Origin of the sequence: Psychromonas sp. SR45-3 (assembly GCF_014163575.1) — a bacterium.
Classification (GTDB): Bacteria; Pseudomonadota; Gammaproteobacteria; order Enterobacterales; family Psychromonadaceae; genus Psychromonas; species Psychromonas arctica.
On record NZ_JACJDP010000044.1, the window covers coordinates 1 to 22,241 of the forward strand.

Consider the following 22,241-nt stretch of genomic DNA (forward strand, 5'->3'; position numbering starts at 1 on the left):
TGGTCATCATCATGTGCTGCATACTCTTTATGATCGTCGTCGTGGTCATCATGTGCTGCATGCTCTTTATGATCGTCGTCGTGGTCATCATGTGCTGCATGCTCTTTATGATCATGATGTTCCCAGTTTTCAGAGTCTCGTTTTGTCAACAATGATGCTGCTAGCTGATCTGCTAGCTCAAGTTTTTTGGCATCTTTTGCTAAGGTTTTTAATGGCTTATCAAGAAAGCTTTCCAGCTCATGACCAACCCAAATAACCAGATCAGCATGTGATAATGTTCTCGCTTCTGATGGGCGCAAAGTATATCCATGTGGTGAACCACTTTTAACGATCAGCTGTGGTGTCCCAACGCCTTCCATAACACCACTCACCAAAGAGTGAATTGGTTTAATACTAACAGCAACCTGTGGGCTTTCAGCCGCATTTACTGAATGTTGTAATAGGGCTGTAATCAATATCAATGGGGATAATAATTTTTTCATCTTGCCTTCTCTTAAGTAGTTTATGAAAGTTGTTATATTATAACGATACGTAGTGTTATAATATAACTTAAAGTTTTGTTATAAGATAACATTACTTGTTTTTAATTTGTATTGTTAATGTACTATTTTCTATTAGTAAATAGTTGCTTATAAAAATTAGATAACACTAAGTAATCATTGAACAAGCTAAGCTTTACAATATTTTTAGCCGAGTAAGGAATAAGAAATAATATGAATACAGCATTACTTAATTTAAATGCAATTAACCTAGTATTAGGAGAACGAACGCTTTTAGAGAATATTAATTTACAGCTAAATACCGCTGAAATAGTCACCATCGTTGGACCAAATGGTGCAGGTAAAACATCATTATTACGTGTCGCACTTGGATTACAAAAGCCAACCTCCGGTACTGTTCAGCTTGCCGATAATATAACCATTGGTTATGTGCCTCAAAAAATTCATATTGATCCGACTTTTCCAATGACTGTCAGACGCTTTTTAGCATTAGCAAAGACAGCTCATAAAAAACCGTTTGAAGAATTACTAGCAGAAGTCGGTGCTGAACATATTATCGATGCTCCGTTACACACATTATCAGGCGGAGAATTACAACGCTTATTGATGGCACGCGCATTAATACGAAATCCCAATATATTAGTGTTGGATGAACCGGTGCAAGGTGTTGATGTGCATGGCCAATCTGAACTCTATAGCCTGATCAGTCGAGTTCGAACGGAGAGAAACTGTGCCGTTTTGATGGTGTCACATGATCTTCATCTTGTTATGTCATCTACTGATCGGGTGTTGTGTTTAAATCAGCATATCTGTTGTAGCGGTACGCCTGAAGTCGTTGTTAGTCATCCTGCTTATGCGCAGTTGTTTGGAAAGCATGCAGCAAGTCATTTGGCATTGTACGTTCATGAAAAAAGTCACGAACACAAGCATGCACTCTCTCAGGAGCATGAACACAGTCACCAACATAACCAATTTTGTGAACATTCAGGGGGTAAAAAAAGTGATTGATGATTTCTTATTAAGAGCTTTAATAGGGGGCATTGGTGTCGCATTAGTTGCGGGTCCCTTTGGTTCTTTTGTAGTCTGGCGCCGTTTAGCTTATTTTGGAGATACTTTATCTCATTCTGCATTACTAGGTGTTGCTTTAGGTTTTATTTTAAATATTAACCTGACGCTGGGGATTTTTATTATTTGCCAAACATTAGCTATATTACTTTTTGTTAGCCAGTATCAACGTCAATTAACCAGTGATACCTTACTCGGTATTCTTTCGCATGGTTCACTTTCTTTGGGTTTAGTGGCCTTAGCGTATATGGATGATGTAAGAATAGATTTAGTCGGCTATCTGTTTGGCGATATCCTGGCAATAAGTGCGACCGATCTGTATTGGATTTATGGTGCAGGTGGCGTTGCTCTTTTAGGGCTAATGTGGATTTGGAAACCACTATTATCGATCACTATCCATGAAGATTTAGCCCGAGTTGAAGGGCTTCCTGTGGATCGCACCAATTGGCTTTTTTTAGGCTTGATAGCTTTAACCGTCGCGATCATGATGAAAGTGGTGGGGATGTTATTAGTCACGGCTTTATTAATTATTCCCGCTGCGACCGCTCGTCGTTTTGCTAGCACACCGGAAATGATGGCCATATTAGCAATTGTTATTGGTTGCTTTTCGGTCATTGGCGGATTACTTGGTTCCTATTATTACGATACACCATCGGGCCCATCGATTGTCGTCAGCGGTTGTTTGTTGTTTTTACTGAGTATAATTATTCCTAGAAAATGATTGCAATAATTTTGTATCGCTACAGAACTGCTCCAAACACGCGCTAGAAAATAGCTTTAGATTCTCGATGATTCCGATTAATATCTTAAACATAGTCGCTCGAATAGGAGGTTCAGATGTTAATGAGAGAAAATACCGGACTTATTGTCGTTGATATTCAGGGAAAACTAGCGCGTTTAGTGGATGAAAGTGATGTTTTGATCGATCATTGTGAAAAATTAATCAAAGGGGCACTGGCGCTTGATCTACCTATCATCTGGCTAGAACAAAACCCGGAAAAGTTAGGTTCTACCGTTGATGAGCTTAGTGTTTTACTTGATGAAATCGAACTGATAACAAAATATACCTTCAATGCTTGTGAATCACCTGATTTTCTAGATTTAATCGGAGCTACCAATGTATCAACTTGGTTAATATGCGGCATTGAAGCACATATTTGTGTATATCAAACTGCAAAAGGTCTCACGGAGCTAGGTTATAAGGTAGAGCTTGTTAGTGATTGTATCGGCTCTCGACTTGCTGTTAATAAGCAACTTGCTATTAATGCATTACAAAATAGTGGCGTTAATACGACAGGATTAGAGATGTGCTTATATGAACTAGTAAAAGATTGCCGAGATCCTGAATTTAAACAAATATTAGAATTAATCCGTTAAACTTGTTATGTCGATGAATACACCAGCACCTTTAGTTACTGTTAATGTCGTTAACGTTTTCGTCGTTACTATTTTGGCGGTGACAGTAGTAGAAGTGATGTTATTACTTGTGCTTGTATCACTCAAGGGAGCTGCAGATTTGCTGTTAAAACTGTTTGTTAACCAGGGTTCTACTTTTAAACGTAATAAACTATTTTTAGGTAACTCAACAACATAAGCATTTCCATTACCTGTATTTAGGTACAGGTTACAATCACTATTGGCATAATAGGCGCTAAATAACCGTTGGTCAGAACCTGATATTACTAACGCTCGCCCAAGCTTCATGACAATAACCTTTGCAGTTGTATCCGTTTTTCTAACCATAATATTCAAATCTTCAATTCCTCCATCATGAAGAGTTGCTAAGGTTTTATCTCCTCCATCAAAATGAGCCATATCTAATGGCCTGGTTAATTCATGTACATCGCTAGCGCTATGATCCTGTTGTTGATGTAAATGTTCAAGTGTTATTCCTTGACCTGACAGCAGCACTAGAGTCCGCTGTAAGTGGCTAAAGTCAGAAAAAATGCCATCTTCGACCACTCTCGCTTGGCTAATGCGAAAACATAACCCGTTTTTATCGTCGTAACGTTCAATTTCAAGCGTAGTGCCAAGACCATTTTTCCAGGGCATCGATTTGTAGTGCTGTGGTAATAGTATTTGATATTCAAGCACGTTATTTACCTTGGTTGGAATTACTCATCTCATGCCTGCCCATACAAGATTTCATATGAGCAGGGAAATAGCTATTTCGCTTTGGCACGATACAGTCAATCCTAATGGCTAATTTATAAGTTCATCAAGCAGCGTATCATCTGCAATGTTTGGAATAGTTACTTTAAGGTTTGGTTCCATTTCCATGGCGCGTTTAATCGCAAATACTGCACCGTCGTTTCGCGCCCAACTTCTTCTTGAAATACCATTGTTTACATCCCAATGCAGCATCGATTTAACACGACGATCGCAGTCTTCTGAACCGTCTAACATCATGCCAAAACCACCGTTGATCACTTCACCCCAACCAACACCGCCTCCATTGTGGATACTGACCCAGGTTGCTCCACGGAATGAATCACCAATCACATTATGAATTGCCATATCAGCAGTAAATTGAGAACCATCGTAGATATTTGATGTTTCGCGATAGGGTGAGTCTGTCCCTGAAACATCGTGGTGATCTCGCCCTAAAATCACTGGTGCTGTTAATCTTCCTTCTTTGATTGCTTTATTAAAAGCGATGGCAATTTTCATACGGCCTTCTGCATCGGCATATAGAATTCTAGCTTGAGACCCAACCACCATTTTATTTTCTTTCGCTTCTTGGATCCAAAGTAAGTTATCAGCAATCTGCTGTTTTATTTCAATTGGAGCAGTCTTGTGCATTTCCAGTAATACTTCTGCTGCAATTTGATCCGTGGTATCAAGATCTTTACCATCAGATGATGCACATACCCATCTAAAGGGGCCAAAGCCATAGTCAAAGCACATAGGCCCCATAATATCTTGCACATAGGAAGCGTATTTAAATGAACCATCTTGATTTAAAATATTCGCGCCAGCACGACTTGCTTCCAACAAAAATGCATTACCATAATCAAAAAAGTACATGCCTTTAGTAGTTAATGTATTAATTGCATTTACGTGTCTTTTTAAAGTATTGTGTACCGCTTGTTTAAATTTTTCTGGGTCATTAGCCATCATCTCATTGGCTTCTTCAAAACTATAATCTGTTGGGTAATAACCACCAGCCCAAGGGTTATGTAGCGAAGTCTGGTCCGAACCCAGGTCAATTGTAATATCTTCAATTGCTAAGCGTTCCCACAGATCAACGATATTACCAAGATAAGCTAAAGAAACAGGGGTGTTCTCCTTGATTGCTAAACGAATACGTTCAATCAGCTTATCCATCTCTTCATGTACTTCGTCAACCCAACCCTGTTGATGCCTTTTATAAGCCGCTTTAGGGTTAACTTCAGCAACAATACCAATCGTTTTCGCAATAACCGCAGCTTTTGGCTGTGCACCACTCATGCCACCTAAACCTGAAGTAACAAAGATAGGCAATACAGATTGGTCACGGTTCTTGATCATTCGTACTGCATTTAATACCGTAATAGTGGTGCCATGAACAATACCCTGTGGACCAATATACATAAACGAACCTGCGGTCATTTGACCGTATTGAGTCACACCAAGCGCATTGAATTTTTCCCAATCGTCCGGTTTAGAATAGTTTGGGATCATCATCCCGTTTGTTACGACCACTCTAGGTGCATCTTTATGTGATGGATATAACCCCATTGGATGCCCAGAGTATAAAACTAAGGTTTGCTGATCAGTCATTTCAGCCAGATATTTCATGGTCAAAAGATATTGCGCCCAGTTTGAAAAAACAGATCCATTGCCTCCATAGGTAATTAATTCTTCAGGGTGTTGTGCTATTGCAGCGTCAAGGTTATTACTAAGCATCAACATAATAGCCGCTGCTTGTTTTGATTGATGTGGAAACTCATCAATTGACCTTGCTGATATTTTATAATTTGGCATAAAACGGTACATATAAATTCTACCGTGATTTTGTAGCTCTTCGTAGAAGTCCTCAGCAAGAACTTGATGATGTTCAGGAGAGAAATACCTTAATGCATTTTTTATCGCTAATTTTTTTTCAGTGGGAGTTAAAATATCTTTTCTTTTAGGGGCGTGGCTCAACTCGATGTTACGCTGTTTTTTTTCTGGTAGCGTGTTTGGGATCCCTTCTAAAATCATCTCTTTAAAATTCATTATCTGTTTTCCTTAATATTTAAATCGCTTGGGTTACCAGCTGCGAGTAAAGCCTGAAATAGTTGTTGTAAAAGCGCACTTACTTGTGTTTTTTTAGCAGGATCGAGTTGATAGTTATTAGCGTTATCCTTGAGGTAAGTTGCCTGTGATAACTCTAATTGAATGGCATGAATCTGCTGTTGCGGCTTGCCGAATGAACGAGTGATATAACCGCCTTTAAAGCGACCGTTACTCACTTGCTGATAGGGGGTTGCAGCGATGACTTTGTCTACAATATTTAACAACGCAGGTGCACAAGCAACCCCATCATTATTTCCAAAGTTGAAATCAGGTAATTTTCCTGTAAATAACATGGGCACAAATGCTGCGATGCTATGTGCATCGAACAAGATCGCATAACCAAACTTATTTTTAATACGTGTTAGTTCATCATTGATTTTTTGGTGGTAGGGTGCCCAGATTTTTGTTTTTATTTGCATTTTCAATGCTTCTGAATGTATTTGTTCAGCTAAGAATACCGGCTGCTCAGAAAACAAAATGTCAGGAAATAGTCCTGTTGTTTTACTGGCATACAGTGGCTGATCATCAGAAGGTCTATTTAAATCGATCACATAACGAGAATAATTAGCACTAATATTACTGATATTCATCGTTTGCAAAAAATCATAAAGTTCAGGTATAAACCAATCTGTGTCTGGTAATACTTTCGCTTGTTCGGTCATTCTTTGCTGCATACCAGTAATAAGTTTGGTACCTGAATGTGGCATGCTGACCAGGATCGGACTATCACCTTGAAAAAAATTAAAGGGAGATAGTATTTTATTTCCTTCATTTTCTACTACCCCTCCTAAGTCATTAGCCATGAGTAATTTCTCCTGCTTTAACACGCGTTTTCAAAAGTTCACCACCTATCCAGTAACTTAATTCACCGGGACTTTGTACATTCCAGCAAACGAAGTCGGCGACTTTGCCAATAGTTAATTCGCCATGTGTTTCAGCTAAACCAAGTGCTTTAGCTGCATGAATGGTCACACCCGCTAGGGCTTCCTCTGGAGTAAGAGAAAATAAAGTACAAGCCATGTTCATCATTAATCGTAGAGAAAGTACAGGCGAAGTCCCAGGGTTTGAATCGGTAGCGATAGCCATTGGTACGTTATATTGTCGCAGTAGGGCAATAGGTGGTTTTTGTGTCTCTTTTAAGGTAAAAAATGCGCCCGGTAATAACACTGCAACCGTGCCTGCGTTAGCCATGGCTTTTACGTCTCGCTCGGTTATATATTCGATATGATCCGCTGAAAGTGCCTTAAAGTTGGCAGCCATCTCAGTGCCACCTTGAGAAGATAATTGTTCAGCGTGAATTTTAACGGGTAACCCTAAAGATTGTGCGGTGCTGAAATAACGTGCTACCTGCTCTTTGCTAAAACCAATATTTTCACAAAAAGCATCGACGGCATCAGCTAGTTTTAATCTAGCGACTTCAGGTAGCAACTCATCACATAGATAATCAATGTAAGCATCTGCTTGCCCCTTAAACTCTAGAGGTAAAGCATGCGCAGCTAAGCAAGTGGTTTTAACTTCAATGGGAAGCTTGGTTGCTAAAGCACGAGCGGCACGCAACATTTTTATTTCGTGTTCAGTAGATAGCCCATAACCTGATTTAATTTCTACAGTCGTCACACCGTCTTTGATCAGCGCCTGTAATCGAACTTGTGCTGATTGTATTAATTGTTGCTCGGTTTCTTCTCGTGTTGATTTCACGGAAGCAGCAATACCGCCGCCATTTTCAGAGATGCTTTTATAATTTACACCATTCAGTCTCTGTTCAAATTCAGTGGCACGATTACCGCCAAAAACTAAGTGTGTGTGGCAATCAATTAAGCCAGGGGTAACCCAGCCACCACCAAGGTCATGTTCTATTTGAGATTGATGAGCAGGTAAATCGGCTTCCTTTCCAATCCAACTTATACGTTGGTTAGTAACGCCTATCGCAGCGTTTTCTATGCAGTGATATTGACCATCGCACATTGTAGCAACATGAAACCCAGTCCAAAGTGAATCAAATTTTAGGGAAGTGCTCATAAATGCCCCACAGTTATATTGAAATATTAAGCTTAAAAATGATGTTCAATAAAAGAATACTTTCCTTAAACACCACCCAATCGTTAACGTTACTTTTAATTAACCAAAACAAGATTTTGTATGGTTATTTATAAACACGAGATCATAGACTCGGCAATAATTGTGCAGGCATCAACTCATTATGTACGGCTTGTATTAACAAGTTATTCGCTTTTTCGATATCTGCCGCAAAGTAACGGTCTTTATCATAAAATGCTACTTGTGCGCGCAATTCTGCTTTTGCTTGTTCTAATGCATCAGAAGATTTAAGTGGTGCTCGGAAATCAATACCTTGAGCTGCGGACAGAATTTCAACGGCTAAAATTCCTCGTGTGTTTTCAGACATATCTTTTAAACGACGCGCTGCAAAAGTTGCCATCGAAACATGGTCTTCTTGATTTGCGGAAGTGGGCAAACTATCTACAGAGGCTGGATGCGCTAAGCTTTTATTCTCACTCGCTAATGCCGCTGCCGTCACTTGCGCGATCATAAAGCCAGAGTTAACACCGCCATTATTAACTAAAAATGGCGGTAACTTACTTAAGCCACTATCAATCAATAAGGCCATACGACGTTCCGATAAACTACCAATCTCAGCAATTGCTAATGCTAAATTATCTGCGGCAAACGCAACAGGCTCAGCATGGAAATTACCCGCTGAAATAATGTCGCCATCTTGTGCAAACACTAACGGATTATCAGAAACTGAATTTGCTTCAATATGTAATGTTTTAGCTGAATTACGAATTTGATCTAAACAAGCCCCCATGACTTGTGGCTGGCAACGTAAAGAATAAGGGTCTTGTACTTTCTCACAATCAACATGAGATTCACTTATTGCACTGCTATCACGTAATAGATGACGGTATGCAGCGGCTGCATCTATTTGTCCTTGGTGACCACGAACTTGGTGAACACGATCATCAAAAGGACTGCGGCTACCTAGCGCAGCTTCAACGGATAACGAACCGCAAACAATGGCAGAAGCAAACAAATCTTCGGCATGAAATAAACCTTCTAAAGCAAAAGCTGTTGATGCTTGCGTACCATTAAGCAATGCTAAACCTTCTTTCGGTGCCAGTGTAATAGGTTGAAGACCAGCAATCGCTAATGCAGCCTGCCCAGAGATGATCTCACCTTTATAGCGTGCTTGACCTTCACCTAAAAGTACGGCACTCATGTGAGCTAAGGGTGCAAGGTCACCAGAGGCACCAACTGAACCTTTTTGTGGAATACATGGATAAACTTGTTTATTAACCAAGGTGATCAATGCTTCAATCACTGATAAGCGAATGCCAGAGTACCCACGTGCTAAGCTGTTTACTTTTAATGTCATCACCAATTTTACGGTAGCATCACTCATTAATTTACCAATACCTGCAGCGTGCGATAGTACGATACTACGTTGCAATTCATCTAAATCTTCAGTTTTAATACGGGTGTTGGCGAGTAGACCAAATCCAGTATTAATTCCGTAGACGGCACGGTCATCGGCAATAACATCATTAACTATCTGATTACTGGCGTGGATCCCTTCAATGGCACTTTCATGCAAAGATATTTTTACGGCTTCACGGCTAATCTTGCGTAATTCATTAAGCGTCAGTTTTCCTGGATTAATGGTCAATTCAAACATAGTGTAATTCTCCATAACATACGTTACTTAGTTTTACCTATCTGTTGGAAGATAGATAAAACTTGTATTTTGTTCAGTAAATGTAATTACACGTAATTAAATATACATGTATATACAACTATAAATTTGATACTAATAGCATTTAATATTCGGTGCAAGTCATTTGTAAAAGTAATGATGTGTATTTTAGTAAATATGTGATCTTACTTTTTACGTAGGAAAAGTGGCTCAGTTTAATACGTCAGTTAATGTCAAAAATTGTTCTCTTGATAAAAAATTCAATAAAAAGCCAGTGCTTTTAATAAGTATGATTAGTACAAAGTGGCAAAGTAATAGCAGAACATTGCAGTCTGCTATTACTTAAATGGATAAGTGGGTTTTATATCAAAAGGCTAAAAGAGCTATACATTTAATACGATAAAATAATACGTCATTCAAATATAAGACTATTTACCGCCAAAATGGCCGAAGAGTTGAAACCGTGAGCCAGGAGAAAGCAAGCGGGCGGTCGTTACTAATTGGTCATCACACCAGGTGCGGCGTTTTATTTGTAAACAAGGTTCATTAGCTTGAATTTGTAATAGTCTACATTCGTTAGCTGAAGGCATTACTGCTTCAACAAGGTGCTCGCCCTCTGTCATAGGTGCCACTTTCATCAGGTAATCATAGGTCTCATTCTGTTGAAAATCTTGCTTGTCATAGTCTGGAGCCAGGGTCGCATTGACTACTCGCTCTTCAATTTGAATCGGTAGATCATTCTCAAAATGTACGATGGTTGCACGAAATATCGTATGATTGGTGCGTACTGAAAGGTTGATAGCCTCTTCCATACTCGCATTAGTGCGTATTATCTCGATTAACTCCGCGCGATGTTGATTACCCCGTTGCGCAATTTCATCGGCGATATTATGGATCTCAGAAAGTGCTGAATGGGTTTTCTTCTTCGCAACAAAAGTACCGACACCTTGTTGTCTAATTAAGATCCCTTCATCAGTTAACTCTCTAAGCGCACGATTCACCGTCATTCGACTTACACCTAGTGCTTTAACCATCTCCGATTCTGAAGGTACACGTTGGTTAGCTTGCCATTCACCACTGTTAATTTTTAGGCAGATTGCTTGTTTCACGCGCGCATAAATAGGGGCTGGAGAGTCCTCTATCGACTGAGAAAGCTTGTTCATCATGCTACTGGTAGTTTCGGTCACGATTTTACCTTGTTTAAAAGAGGGGGCAATTAATACAACGTTTAAAAATAAAACGGTTTAATAAGCAATTATACCCAGTATTTTGTAGTTATAACAGATAGGAGATAGATTCAAGTTTATCTTGTATATACAAGATAGGTTAGGCTACACTCATAAACACTTTTTAGTGTGTATTTTTAATCAATTATAGTGGAATTGTTTTATGACTAAACAGGTTTATTTTGCAAAACAAGCATTGTTAGCAAATGGATGGGCAGATAATGTTCGCTTCGACGTCATCGATGGTTGCATCAAAAGCATCACTACCAACGTAGTGGCAAACAAGGCAATCTGTTTAAATGGGCCAGTGTTACCTACAATTGCAAACCTTCACTCACATGCTTTTCAACGCGTTATGGCTGGAATGGCTGAAGTCAGCTTAGATCCTAAAGACAGCTTTTGGAGTTGGCGTGACCTGATGTATAAAATGGTTGAACAACTCACTCCCAATGATGTGCGTATTATTGCAACCCAACTGTATATTGATATGCTCAAAGCGGGTTATACCCAAGTTGCAGAGTTTCATTATTTACACCACCAACAAAATGGCCAAGCCTACTCTCAAATCAATGAAATGGCAGAACAATTAATGCACGCCGCTGATACAGCTGGAATAGGTTTAACACTACTACCTGTGCTTTATGCACATTCAGGTTTTGCAGGGCAAGCGCCTAACAGCGGACAAAAGCGGTTCATCAACAATAGTGACCAATATTTAGCATTGCATCAGGCCTGTGAAAAACAATTCGCAGATCATCCATTACATCGTTTAGGCATTTGTTTCCATTCATTAAGAGCCGTCACTCAAGAGCAAATACAAACAGTATTAAGCGCGACATCCAATCAAATATCTATTCATATCCATATAGCAGAACAACAAAAAGAGGTACAAGATTGTTTGGCCTGGAGTGGTCAACGTCCGGTGCAATGGTTAAATAATGAAATAGGCATCGATCAACGTTGGTGTTTAGTGCATGCCACACACCTTGATAAAGATGAATTATTCACAATCGCTAAAAGCAAAGCAGTCGTTGGCTTATGTCCAACAACAGAAGCAAACCTCGGCGATGGTATTTTCCCTGCGGTAGCATTTATGGAAGCTCAAGGGCGTTGGGGAATTGGTTCGGACAGCCATGTTAGTTTGTCACTAGTAGAAGAATTGCGATCGCTGGAATACGGCCAGCGACTACGAGATCAACAACGTAATCGGCTTTATAGTGATCAACAGAATCATGTAGGTGACTTTTTATTAAACCAAGCACGACTTGGCGGGAATCAAGCAGCACAAGTAAAATTAGGTTTAGCAGTAGGACACCGAGCTGACTTTATGGTGCTAGATAATCAACACCCTTTTATTGCTGCAAGTAACAATGAAGATATTATTAACCGTTGGTTATTTGCTTGTAATGAAAACCTAATCAAGCATGTTTACGTAGCAGGAAAACCTGTGATCAGCGATTTCAAACATATCAATGAAGATCTCGCTAGGTCAGAATTTACTGCATTATTAAAGAGACTGTTTATGGGTTAAAAATTAACAGTAACAGTTTTACATGGAGTTTAAAAAAGTCCGTTATTGTACCTTATTCATTTTTGTACACTTTACATTCGCTAATTAGCATTAACAATAGGTAGCATTGAAGCTAGGCAGCATTGGAGCTAGGTAGATAACTTAATATGAATGGATCCCATTATGATTCAAGATACACAAATTAATAGGTTAATTCTTATGGGAAATTACAGCGCCATCTTTTTTCACAAACTGAGATGTTTAGTTGGTGCAGTAAAGGCAAGTTGAGTGAAGAGCACTTTTGTTTATGTTATAAATGAAGCAAACGGTTAAATGGTTAGCTCAATCATCAGACTGTACAAGAGGGGGAACATAGTTTTTGACTATATATTCGCCCCCTATTAAACTTCTTGGTAAAGCGGACTCTCTAATGGACTTAAATGTTAAACAAAAGTTTGAAACCTACCCTGAACATATTGCTGTTTTACTGAATACAATTCGAAATATAATTTTTAGCATTGCTAAGCAAGATGGAATAACTGATATCACGGAAACCTTAAAGTGGGGCGAACCGAGTTACGTTTGCAAAACAGGGAGTACGGTTCGATTTGATTGGAAAGCAAATCATCCTGAGCAGTATTGTATTTACTTTAATTGTAAAACATCACTCGTTGATACATTTAAAGAAGTCTATGGCGATATTTTTAAATATGATGGTAATCGCGCAATCATCTTGAAAATTGACCAACCAGTACCTCAAGAGTTAGCGCATTGTATTTCTATGTCTTTACGTTACAAGAAAATTAAACATTTAGATTTATTAGGAGCATAAAAATAATGGGAGTTTTATTGTTTCTGATTCAATGAACTAAAGGTAATTTTAATCATTTTCTACGAGTTATACAAAGCCACGCTTTATAATCGCCACGGTGTATTTTCAAAATAAAAAGTTTCATTATTAACTAACCACATCAAATAAGTTGTTCAGCTGAATCAATCGCAGCTCTCGCTTCAACCAATGAACAACCAGATGCTGCAACTAATTCATTGACTGTGATATCTGGGTTCGATTTTAATAAGAGTGATAAATTTACGGTTGCTTTTGGTAATGCTTTATCAATCGCTTCTGCAATCCAAAGACTATTATTTTCCCTAAAATATAGACTGAGTTGAATAAGATCTTTTTTTTCCCCTACCAATCCCCAATTTTTAGAACGACGAATACGCTTTAAACTACATCGATGTTGAATAGCCAGTTCTACCATTAATGCTTTAGAATCAATACGATGAATAAAATTATTCAACTTGATGGATAACAACTCTGAAACATTATTTAACACATTGTGCCTTTAATAAGTTAACGGCTTTGCCGAATGGGAATAATGTAAAACCATGATAACAAAAATATAATATAAAGTTAGTCAGGTTATTACTAGGGAAACGATTGAGCTAAAGGCAAGGATTAGATGCACATCAATTCGCCAGTAATACTATCACCATGCATTAACTTCTGCTTGTACTTATAACAAACTCACTTATAATTTAACTGTTTATTTATACAGTTAAATTATGAGCGTTATTATGAACTTCATTCTGATTACAGCAAGTGCAGGCATTACCGGCTTTGAAAGCCCGGCAAGTGACTATTTACAATTACCATTAAGCTTGGATGCACTGCTTGTCGAGCACCCAAATGCCACCTTTATTGGTAAAGCAGATGGTCACTCCATGCAAGGTGTTGGTATATACAGTGGTGATATCCTTATTGTCGATAGACATGTCACGGTTAAAAACAACGACGTGATCGTCGCTAATTATAATGGTGAGTTTATTTGTAAAATCATTAATATAAATGAGCGTTTGTTGCTCTCGGCTAACCCTCGCTATAAAACTATCCCTATTAATGAAGACGATCAATTTACAATCGAAGGTGTCGTCACTCGTTCAATTCGTTGCCATCGAAGCAGTCAATTATTAGCGGCCAATCTATAGTGTTTGCTTTAGTCGATGCTAACTCATTCTATTGCAGCGCTGAACAAGTGTTTCGGCCAGAGTGGCGAGGAAGGCCGATCATCGTATTGTCTAATAATGATGGCTGTATTGTAGCCGCCAATAAACAAGCGCTTGCATTGGGCATTAAAAAATTCCAACCCTTTTTTAAAGTGCGTTATCTTTGTGAAAAAAAAGGTATTATCGTCTGTTCTTCAAACTATGAACTCTACGCAGACTTGTCGCATAAAATGATGCAAATAATAGGGCGCTTTGCACCAGAGCAACACATCTATTCGATTGACGAATCATTCTTAGATTTTAGTCACTGCTGCCATAGCATTGCAGATTTAACCATTCAGGCAGAAAAAATACGTCGTGCCGTGTGGAAGGAAACTCGCTTACCGGTTTGTGTAGGGTTAGGCGAAACCTTAACCTTAGCAAAAGTCGCTAATCATGTTGCCAAAAAATGGCCTGGTTTTAACGGTGTCTGCTTGCTAGATAATGATCAGTTTAAAGAAGATGTTTTTTCACAATTATCACCGCTTGACGTATGGGGGATCGGTAAAAAAACCAATCAAAAATTAGCCCAGAATGGTATCAAAACAGTATTACAACTGAGTAAAGCTAACCTTAAATTATTACCCAAAAGTTTATTTAATGTCGAGTTACAACGCACAATCAATGAGCTAAATGGCCAACCTTGTAAGATATGGGATGGTGTGAGGGCTGATAAACTACAAATATTTTCAACACGTAGTGTTGGGAAACGTATTATGGATATTCAAAGCCTAAATCAAGCATTAGCCAAACATATTGCCATTGCCTGCGTAAAAGCCAGAGAACAATATTCACTATGCAGTACATTATTAGCGTTTGCATCAAGTAGCCCCTTTGATAAATCACCGGCGAGTTATAAAGTAATTGTCCACTTATCTCAGGCCACTAACGACACTTCGCGACTGCTACATGCAATCAGCGAGAATATACATCTGCTATTTAAACCCGGTGTGCGATATTACAAGATTGGCGTTGCGTTACTGAATTTAAGTAGTCAAAAACACCAACAATTTGATCTATTCAATCCAAGTGAACATAACGCGTCATTGATGAAAATGTTAGATGGAATTAATCACCGCTATGGTACAAATAGCTTATTTTTTGCAGCACAAGGCACTGAAGAAAAATGGTTAATGCGCAGAGAGTTATTAACACCACAATACACAACTCATTGGAAAGATATCCCTAAAATTGGTTGTTAGATAATAGTATTAAAATGAATTTATCCTGTTAAGAAAGTGACTGTAATGTATTGATTTAAAGCGCATTGATATAATTTTTGGAGATTATGCCTAACAAATTTTTATAAAGTGTAAATTTAAAAAATTTTAATAGAAACTATTTCAACACTCATTTTTTCTTTATTTCCGGCTATATATAAGTAAATTTTTTATATAAAAGAGCGGGTTTATTACATAAATAACCAACATATAGAGAAGGGGAGCCGTTAATTTTTTTGATTTAATATTGAGCTAAATATAAAGCCTATAATTTAAAATATGGTTTTTCTGACGCATTATAAGTATTCATCAAAAAGTAAAAACAGATGAGGATACTAGTAGTAAGTATAAATATTTTTATCAGCCAGTTACTACATTAGAGCCCTATACTAGATAACAATAAATTCGGTAGTTGGCTCTGAAGGAATTAAGCCTGAAGTAGTGACACGAATTCAACCATAAAATTTTTTATTGATGTGTCACTATATACATCCCCCAAAAAATTTTAAATAAGTTTAGCCTATTCAAAAAATATTGATTCTTATACCACTTGCTGTTGTCTTACTTGGACTTTCTGAAGATAACAATTATAAGCAGCTATAAAAGAGAACTGGTATTAAAATTTAAGTGCATAACCGGTAATAGAGACCTGTAAAAATATATTTATAGGCCTGTGCTGTGATTCAGTAACTGTTAAGTTAGAGAATAAATGTACTTTAAAATCAGACGATTAAATAATTAAAGTTTCTAAATGTGTCATTGTAACGTGTGCGTAATATTGTAATTGATAGGGTGGCTGTCAATTTTTTAATAAATACAAGATAACAAATATAAATCTTGGTAGTAACGACACAACTAAACAGATTTCAATTCACTAAAGGCTGCATGACACATAAGTTTATTTTTATAATCAATGAAAGCAAGCAATAAAACATAATAACTAAATAATTTCATGGACTATCAATAATAGATAGTCAGCCATCTATGTGTGATATTTAAAATAGATAAAATATCCAGACTATGTTGTTAAAGTAATATTTTTAAAGACACTTTGTTAAAGTTATTTTATTAAAATCTACTTAACCCGAATTAAACTTTATGCGTTCGTATCATTTAAATAATTAATTAATCTATCTATTAAATAAAAAACTAAATAGAGAACGCTAAAACTTTAACGATCATTGAATAACATTTGTCTTTATAGGTAACTGGCAAGTAACAAATAGTTAATTTTAAAATTCCAATAAAAAATTACCCACAATGTTTTTATATCAACAAAGTTAAAATAATAATATCAATACAAGTAATTAATTTTTAAGTCGTAATGACATTAGATGAGTAATTGGTATTGAAGCTGTAATAACAATTAAATCTTATTAAACATTAAATAATTTTAACAAGCATAAGGATTAAGTATTGGCATTAATGTTAAAAAATAAAAATAGTATTTATCTAAAGTAATAAAAAGTATTCTGGTCTAATAGCTGATAATAAAAAGTAGTTAGGCATGATATTTAACTAATTAAAGATAAAAAGTTATTTATTAATGGCTCTGAGATTTCCTACTTATAGATAAATGCCTTGATAACATCTCAGATTTCAACACAGAGCGCCTAATTTATAATCAAATTTAGCAATGTTGATAGTAAAAAAAATGTTTTCAGTATTTATAAGGTAATTATCGGGTATTTACATTAAGAAATAACAAAATAAGTAGTTTTAACTATCTAAAACTCATGTGATAAATGTAATAAGCTAAGCTAACAGTTAATTTTCAAGTTACGAGTTAACAATATAATAAAGAAAAATCACGATTAGGCCGACAATAGCCAAATGAAAAAACTAGTTAATGACTAAGCAATGGACTCATTATTAGCCAGTAGTATTAACTAGCAGTAATGAGTAAGTTTAATAAATAAGGAAACGAGTATAAACGACATAATAGAGATTAACTTGGAAATAATTATTCAACTTAGCGAGAGTTCATTAAATACGTACGTGATATTTAATTTCAAATAAAAACAACAGGTTAATTAGTAACTATAAAATATTACGGTTGAGGAAAATCTCATATTGAATGATTTTTACCACACAAATACCACCTAGCCACAAGCATTAACAAAACTTCGTGTAATGTATATTATGTTAAATAGGGTTTTAATATAGCTATTCTCAATGTTAACTTGTGTCAGTGTAAATTAAGAATGAGATCCAGTATCACCTTAACTTTCTTTTATTTACCATAATTCTATTTAACATAAAATGTATAACATACTGTTATCCTTTATGTTTTTTGCGCTTTTCAGGCTTTGGCGTTTATCACGAATCAGCTTGGTAAATATGACTATGTAAATTAAGCATGAGATCTCTTATAGGTGTTGCTAACATACTCGAATAATCGAAATGCTAAATTCGTGCATACTTTAAATTTAACCTGGCTTGCCTAAACCTATTAAATCATCTGTATCCGACTTACTTTTTTGTTCAAACATTTACGAATATTTTCCGCTTCCATAAAAATCTGAATACTAAACTTTGCCATGAAGTTTTACTTTTTGACATGAACTTACTTCAATTTCTTAATCGGTTTGTTATAGACAAAATATTTATCAACACACTGCATCAAACCTTATTGATGTCAGATATTTTTAAGAGACCAATGATTTCCATTAAAAGATTAATCTTAATACTAATCTCAATGCCATATACTTTTATGTTTGAATTTGAATATTTTCTACAAGATTAACTTCTAGCTGTTACTTAACGCTTAATTATTTTGTAATTGTTAATTAAAAAATGATTAATACACTTCATTAACCTATTGATGCGAATATTTTTAAAAGACTAATGATGAACTCTCACATTAACTGGCTTTATGATTTGATATTGTTCTAATATTTTTTATTCATTACACTTGGCTTGCAAGTTTTAATTTAATATGGAAATAATAAATTAAAATTTTAACAAACTAGATAAACTTTATGGATATTAAAAAATTACTATTTACACCCCAATATTTTTACAGATAGTAATAATTTCTTTTCCTATCCTAGCTCCTAAAAATAAGATCATAAGCAGAATTAATTTTCTTATTAATTATTAATAAAAAATTTGTCTTAAATGACAGAAAATTTTTTATTTTAATTTAACTACATGCTATTCATAAAAAAATATTAATCTAACTGCCCTTCTATTTTCAAAAAACTCTCGATTTTTCTGTTAAACCTCCTGATGTATTAAGCGGACAAAAATAGAGAGTTAAAATGAATGGCGAAAACCGTGGACGAAAGTGAGATCATTGATCAAATTGGGTGCCAGTGGGTTTATAAAAAGTACAAGTAAAGGACCTTGTCGTAGTTCGAAAACCAAAGGGATCAATATAGCGATCAGCAATGAGTTTTTAGCTAGACAAGGTTTGATATCATTAAGGATTTGTGGATTAATATTCACTATTCATCTTATGATGAACCGCCCTTTGCGGAGCCGCATACATGGGGTGTGGGGGCTGGGGGGTGATACCTCCGGCTACCCGATTAGGCCAGCTCTTGAATACCATATTTTCGTTCTCTTTTCTCGAAAGCATAACGACCACCTTCTAAGATATTACAAATCTCTGCTCTTATACCTCTATTTTCTTTAACATTTCCATCTTCAACTGAACCTGAAATATAACGAATATTCTCGCCTTGATTATCAGCAATAATTATTTGTTCAGCGTCAGTATTTACTACTAAATTTGCATTGTGTGTCACAATAATTACTTGGCGATATTTTTTAATTTTTCTGAACAAGGGAACTAGCTGTGACATAATAAACTCATTGTCTAAATCATCCTCAGGCTGATCAAAAACAAATGGACTTCCGAATGGGTCTGTCGCTAATTTTAAACAAACATAGAATGTACCTCGTTGGCCAACAGAGAGCTTATTCACCGTCTTCCCCTTGTACTGGAAGTCTGCATTTGCATAAAGGTACCTTCTAATATTTGTAGGAGAGTAGAGGTAATTTAATAATTCAAATCGTCCCCCTTTATTAAAGAACTCTGGTTTCCAAAAGAACTCTTCTATACTTGTTGGAATGCCATCACAATTAATGATTTTTTCACCAGACAATAGTTTGAAGAAGTCATCTATTGACCTTACACAAAATGTTTCTTGCAACCGATCAGAAGTAGATTTTTCACCTGTACTTCTAAATTTACCACGATTTAAGCATTCTTCAATTCCACTGTAGAAATGCTGTACATTGAATACGACGCTACCATTAATATGTATATCTGAAAGAATTTCCTGAACCAGTTCATTTTGCTCATCATTCCAGCCTGGTTGTTTAATCTTAAGCTTTTCAAAGGCCTGATCAATGTTATCTTTTTGACGATCAATGTACTCTTTGTATTTTAATGCAAGCTCGCCACGCTCCTTAACAAACGCTTGATATTCTATCGTCTTTTGATTTATCTCATCTAATTTGGATGATGCCTGATCAATAGACTTTTGATATTCAGTAACTTTGCTTAGCAAAGATGATATGTCTTGATTGATACCTTGTTGTCTAAACTGAGTAGCAATTTCACTATTTGATTCGGTTAATGTTTCAATTTCATTCTTGCATATATCAATATTTTTATTAATGGGCTCTTTGATCAAAACTTCATCAATCAATGGTGACTGATTGGCTGAGCAAGAATTGGCATTTAATAGCGTGATTTTCTGATTTATTTCTAAAGCGTGGCGACTCAAAAGAGCTAGCGTACTCCTTGCGTCATCAATGAAGTTGGTTTTTTCGTTAATACTCTTTGAGTTATTTTGATATTGCTCAATTAGCAACTTATTTTGAGGGTTAGTAAGCGTGCCAATTAACTGAGTATTACTATCGATAACACTTTGTTGATATTGTTGCGTATTAATACGCTGGCTTTGAGAGTCAACATCTTCCCAATATTCAACGAACGTACGATATTTACTCAGATTGTTTGATATTTCAGAACTGGTAACAGAATCAAATCCTATACCATGAATTCCTAACATTCTTTTTATTTCGCCACTCAGATCATCAGGTTTTTGGCTGAAATTTTGAACATCTCCTTGAGAAACATGTAAATAAGAGTACGTATTTGCAGAAGAATCGAATTTTATTACTGTCCCATCACCTTGATCGAGTTCAACGCTAAGGCTTTCACCGCTGACTCTTCGTGCATTTGAGTGCTCAGATTGATGATTGAATCTTGAGTGCATTGCATCTAGAAAAAGACTTTTACCAGTCCCTCTCCCACCCACAATTGTGACTAGGTTCGGATTTAATGGGATTGTTTGGCTAAAAAAACTTATATCCTCACCAGCAAAAACTTTTCCACCTAATTCAACCGATTTAAACCATGGCTTTATGTATGTGTTTTCGACAAAATCGTCAGTTTGCTGAACTCTAAGGTCCGGTTCAATAATAGCTTGCCTCAAGCCTTCAAAGGTTGGTTTAGCTTTGACCCAAGAGTAAATTGTGCCAATATTTTCCAACTTGTGAGCATCTGAAGCATGAAAAACCGGCTTTTGCTTCGCAGATGGATATCTTTCCTTATTCAGGAAGAAAGCTCTATCTTGAGGCCGGCCTAAGATAATTTGGCACCTTTTCTCTATTTCTAGTGCAACAGCTAGTGACCTTCCTTCTTTCATATCAGGTCTAAAGCCACCATATCCATTTGGACAAGCTGCTATTAAAAAATCAGTTCCGAACCTTAAGTTGTTGTTCAGGTGGCCTATCAATGAATCGAATTTTACAAACGACTCAGATGTTGTCGTTTGAGAATCAGTAAAAGACTGCTGAGAGCAATAGATGTGTTTACCGTCAACAGTTGTATTGGAAATAGGGAGCGTGGATAAAATATCATTTATTTGTTGAGTAGTAATATTTTCAGAAAATATGCAGTGGACATTGATCCACTCACCATCTTTATTTTGTTGGTCGATACGAAATTCTAGATTTCCTAATACTGTATGTTTAACGTCTTTCTCTTTAAATTTTGCTCTAATTTCATCTAGTTCATTATCTTTAAAGAAAAAGTAATTAGTAACTCCTGTTAGATTCAGTTCCGAAGAGATAATTTTATCAACAAACTCATCTATAGTAGTTACACCATACTCGTTAGCTTGATGAGTATATGGAGAATGAATGTGTAAGTCCCATTTACTCCAAATTGATCCAATCATGTAATATCCTTGAATTTTAACTGATGCCAATTATGTGCATGAGGCCTAACGAGGCTGTAGAATTTCTCATTCTCAACCCAAATTTAAATTATAAAAGCACAGTATTTTATATTTACTTGAGATTCAAATAGATTCTTGAATTTTAAATAAATGATTGATTAAATTGAGTTGTAAAGGCGTTTATGAGGCTAATTAGGTTGTATTATTGAGGCTAAATGGCTTAGCCCTTCGCTTAATGTTAAACTACTCCTTAAATTTTCTATATTATGAATAATGCAATACATCTGCGGAACAAGTGCCCTTCTATTTTTCAAAAAATATTTATCGAGTGATTAGCTTAACTTCCTGGTGCAATAAGAGAAACGTAACCCACTATTTTCGTTTCATTTTTAATACCTTATACAACTCATATGTGATCACACAGCTAAAAACAATTTTTTATTTTGAAATGATACATCGTAAGTTTCAAAACGGACATTAAAGCTGTAATTACTACTCA

Annotated in this window: 16 protein-coding genes; 7 read left to right on the forward strand and 9 right to left on the reverse strand. The window is 36.3% G+C overall.

All coding sequences use genetic code 11. From position 1 onward, the window contains the following. Positions 1-482, reverse strand: a 482-nt coding sequence (locus tag H5084_RS16825) for a metal ABC transporter solute-binding protein, Zn/Mn family (RefSeq protein ID WP_182691708.1), incomplete at its 3' end; no start/stop codon positions are given. Positions 483-713: 231 nt separating this feature from the next. Between H5084_RS16825 and znuC the strand changes: the two genes are divergently transcribed. The 3 genes from znuC (at position 714) to H5084_RS16840 (ending at position 2,942) form a co-directional block, all read left to right on the forward strand. Beyond that, positions 714-1,508, forward strand: coding sequence for a zinc ABC transporter ATP-binding protein ZnuC (znuC, locus tag H5084_RS16830; RefSeq protein ID WP_182691710.1), 795 nt, complete (start codon positions 714-716; stop codon positions 1,506-1,508). Next, on the forward strand, positions 1,447-2,286 hold the full coding sequence (locus tag H5084_RS16835; protein WP_220485996.1) for an iron chelate uptake ABC transporter family permease subunit: 840 nt from the start codon (positions 1,447-1,449) through the stop codon (positions 2,284-2,286). The genes znuC and H5084_RS16835 overlap by 62 nt, the downstream gene beginning before the upstream one ends. Before the next feature lie 116 nt (positions 2,287-2,402). Beyond that, positions 2,403-2,942, forward strand: a complete 540-nt coding sequence (locus H5084_RS16840) for an isochorismatase family protein (RefSeq protein ID WP_182691712.1) — start codon at positions 2,403-2,405, stop codon at positions 2,940-2,942. On the opposite strand, the gene H5084_RS16845 is transcribed toward H5084_RS16840, so the two are convergent. The 6 genes from H5084_RS16845 to hutC form a co-directional block, all read right to left on the reverse strand. After that, positions 2,931-3,659: a HutD family protein gene (locus H5084_RS16845; protein ID WP_182691713.1), complete on the reverse strand. Its 729-nt coding sequence runs from the start codon at positions 3,657-3,659 to the stop codon at positions 2,931-2,933. The genes H5084_RS16840 and H5084_RS16845 overlap by 12 nt on opposite strands. 108 nt (positions 3,660-3,767) lie before the next feature. Beyond that, a complete protein-coding gene (locus H5084_RS16850) occupies positions 3,768-5,765 on the reverse strand; it encodes a urocanate hydratase (RefSeq protein WP_182691716.1) in 1,998 nt (665 codons plus the stop codon). Beyond that, positions 5,765-6,628: an N-formylglutamate deformylase gene (gene hutG / locus H5084_RS16855; protein WP_182691718.1), complete on the reverse strand. Its 864-nt coding sequence runs from the start codon at positions 6,626-6,628 to the stop codon at positions 5,765-5,767. Before hutG ends, H5084_RS16850 begins: the two co-directional genes overlap by 1 nt. Next, entirely contained in the window at positions 6,621-7,844 is a 1,224-nt protein-coding gene (hutI, locus tag H5084_RS16860; RefSeq protein ID WP_182691720.1) for an imidazolonepropionase, read from the reverse strand. The genes hutG and hutI overlap by 8 nt, the downstream gene beginning before the upstream one ends. Positions 7,845-7,986: 142 nt before the next feature. After that, a complete protein-coding gene (gene hutH / locus H5084_RS16865) occupies positions 7,987-9,519 on the reverse strand; it encodes a histidine ammonia-lyase (protein WP_182691722.1) in 1,533 nt (510 codons plus the stop codon). A gap of 446 nt (positions 9,520-9,965) precedes the next feature. Then, a complete protein-coding gene (gene hutC, locus H5084_RS16870; protein ID WP_028867907.1) occupies positions 9,966-10,724 on the reverse strand; it encodes a histidine utilization repressor in 759 nt (252 codons plus the stop codon). 202 nt (positions 10,725-10,926) lie between these two features. Here hutC and H5084_RS16875 point away from each other — a divergent pair, with 202 nt between their 5' ends. Together H5084_RS16875 and H5084_RS16880 are read left to right on the forward strand one after the other, a co-directional pair. Next, the gene (locus H5084_RS16875) at positions 10,927-12,294 is read left to right on the forward strand and encodes a formimidoylglutamate deiminase (RefSeq protein WP_182691724.1); all 1,368 of its coding nucleotides are present in this window, start codon (positions 10,927-10,929) and stop codon (positions 12,292-12,294) included. Between the two features lie 409 nt (positions 12,295-12,703). Continuing rightward, on the forward strand, positions 12,704-13,105 hold the full coding sequence (locus H5084_RS16880) for a DUF1801 domain-containing protein (protein ID WP_182691726.1): 402 nt from the start codon (positions 12,704-12,706) through the stop codon (positions 13,103-13,105). Positions 13,106-13,244: 139 nt separating this feature from the next. Here H5084_RS16880 and H5084_RS16885 read toward each other — a convergent pair whose 3' ends face one another. Then, positions 13,245-13,613 (reverse strand): ribosome recycling factor family protein, encoded by a 369-nt coding sequence (locus H5084_RS16885; RefSeq protein ID WP_182691728.1) that lies wholly within the window; start codon positions 13,611-13,613, stop codon positions 13,245-13,247. A gap of 241 nt (positions 13,614-13,854) precedes the next feature. Here H5084_RS16885 and H5084_RS16890 point away from each other — a divergent pair, with 241 nt between their 5' ends. Both H5084_RS16890 and H5084_RS16895 read left to right on the forward strand, forming a co-directional pair. Next, positions 13,855-14,265 carry a LexA family transcriptional regulator gene (locus H5084_RS16890; RefSeq protein ID WP_028867903.1) on the forward strand — a complete coding sequence of 137 codons (411 nt, stop codon included), beginning with the start codon at positions 13,855-13,857 and terminating at the stop codon, positions 14,263-14,265. After that, entirely contained in the window at positions 14,265-15,524 is a 1,260-nt protein-coding gene (locus H5084_RS16895; protein ID WP_182691730.1) for a Y-family DNA polymerase, read from the forward strand. Before H5084_RS16890 ends, H5084_RS16895 begins: the two co-directional genes overlap by 1 nt. Before the next feature lie 3,551 nt (positions 15,525-19,075). Here H5084_RS16895 and H5084_RS16900 read toward each other — a convergent pair. Beyond that, entirely contained in the window at positions 19,076-21,742 is a 2,667-nt protein-coding gene (locus H5084_RS16900) for a TrlF family AAA-like ATPase (protein ID WP_182691732.1), read from the reverse strand. Positions 21,743-22,241 lie beyond the last annotated feature (499 nt).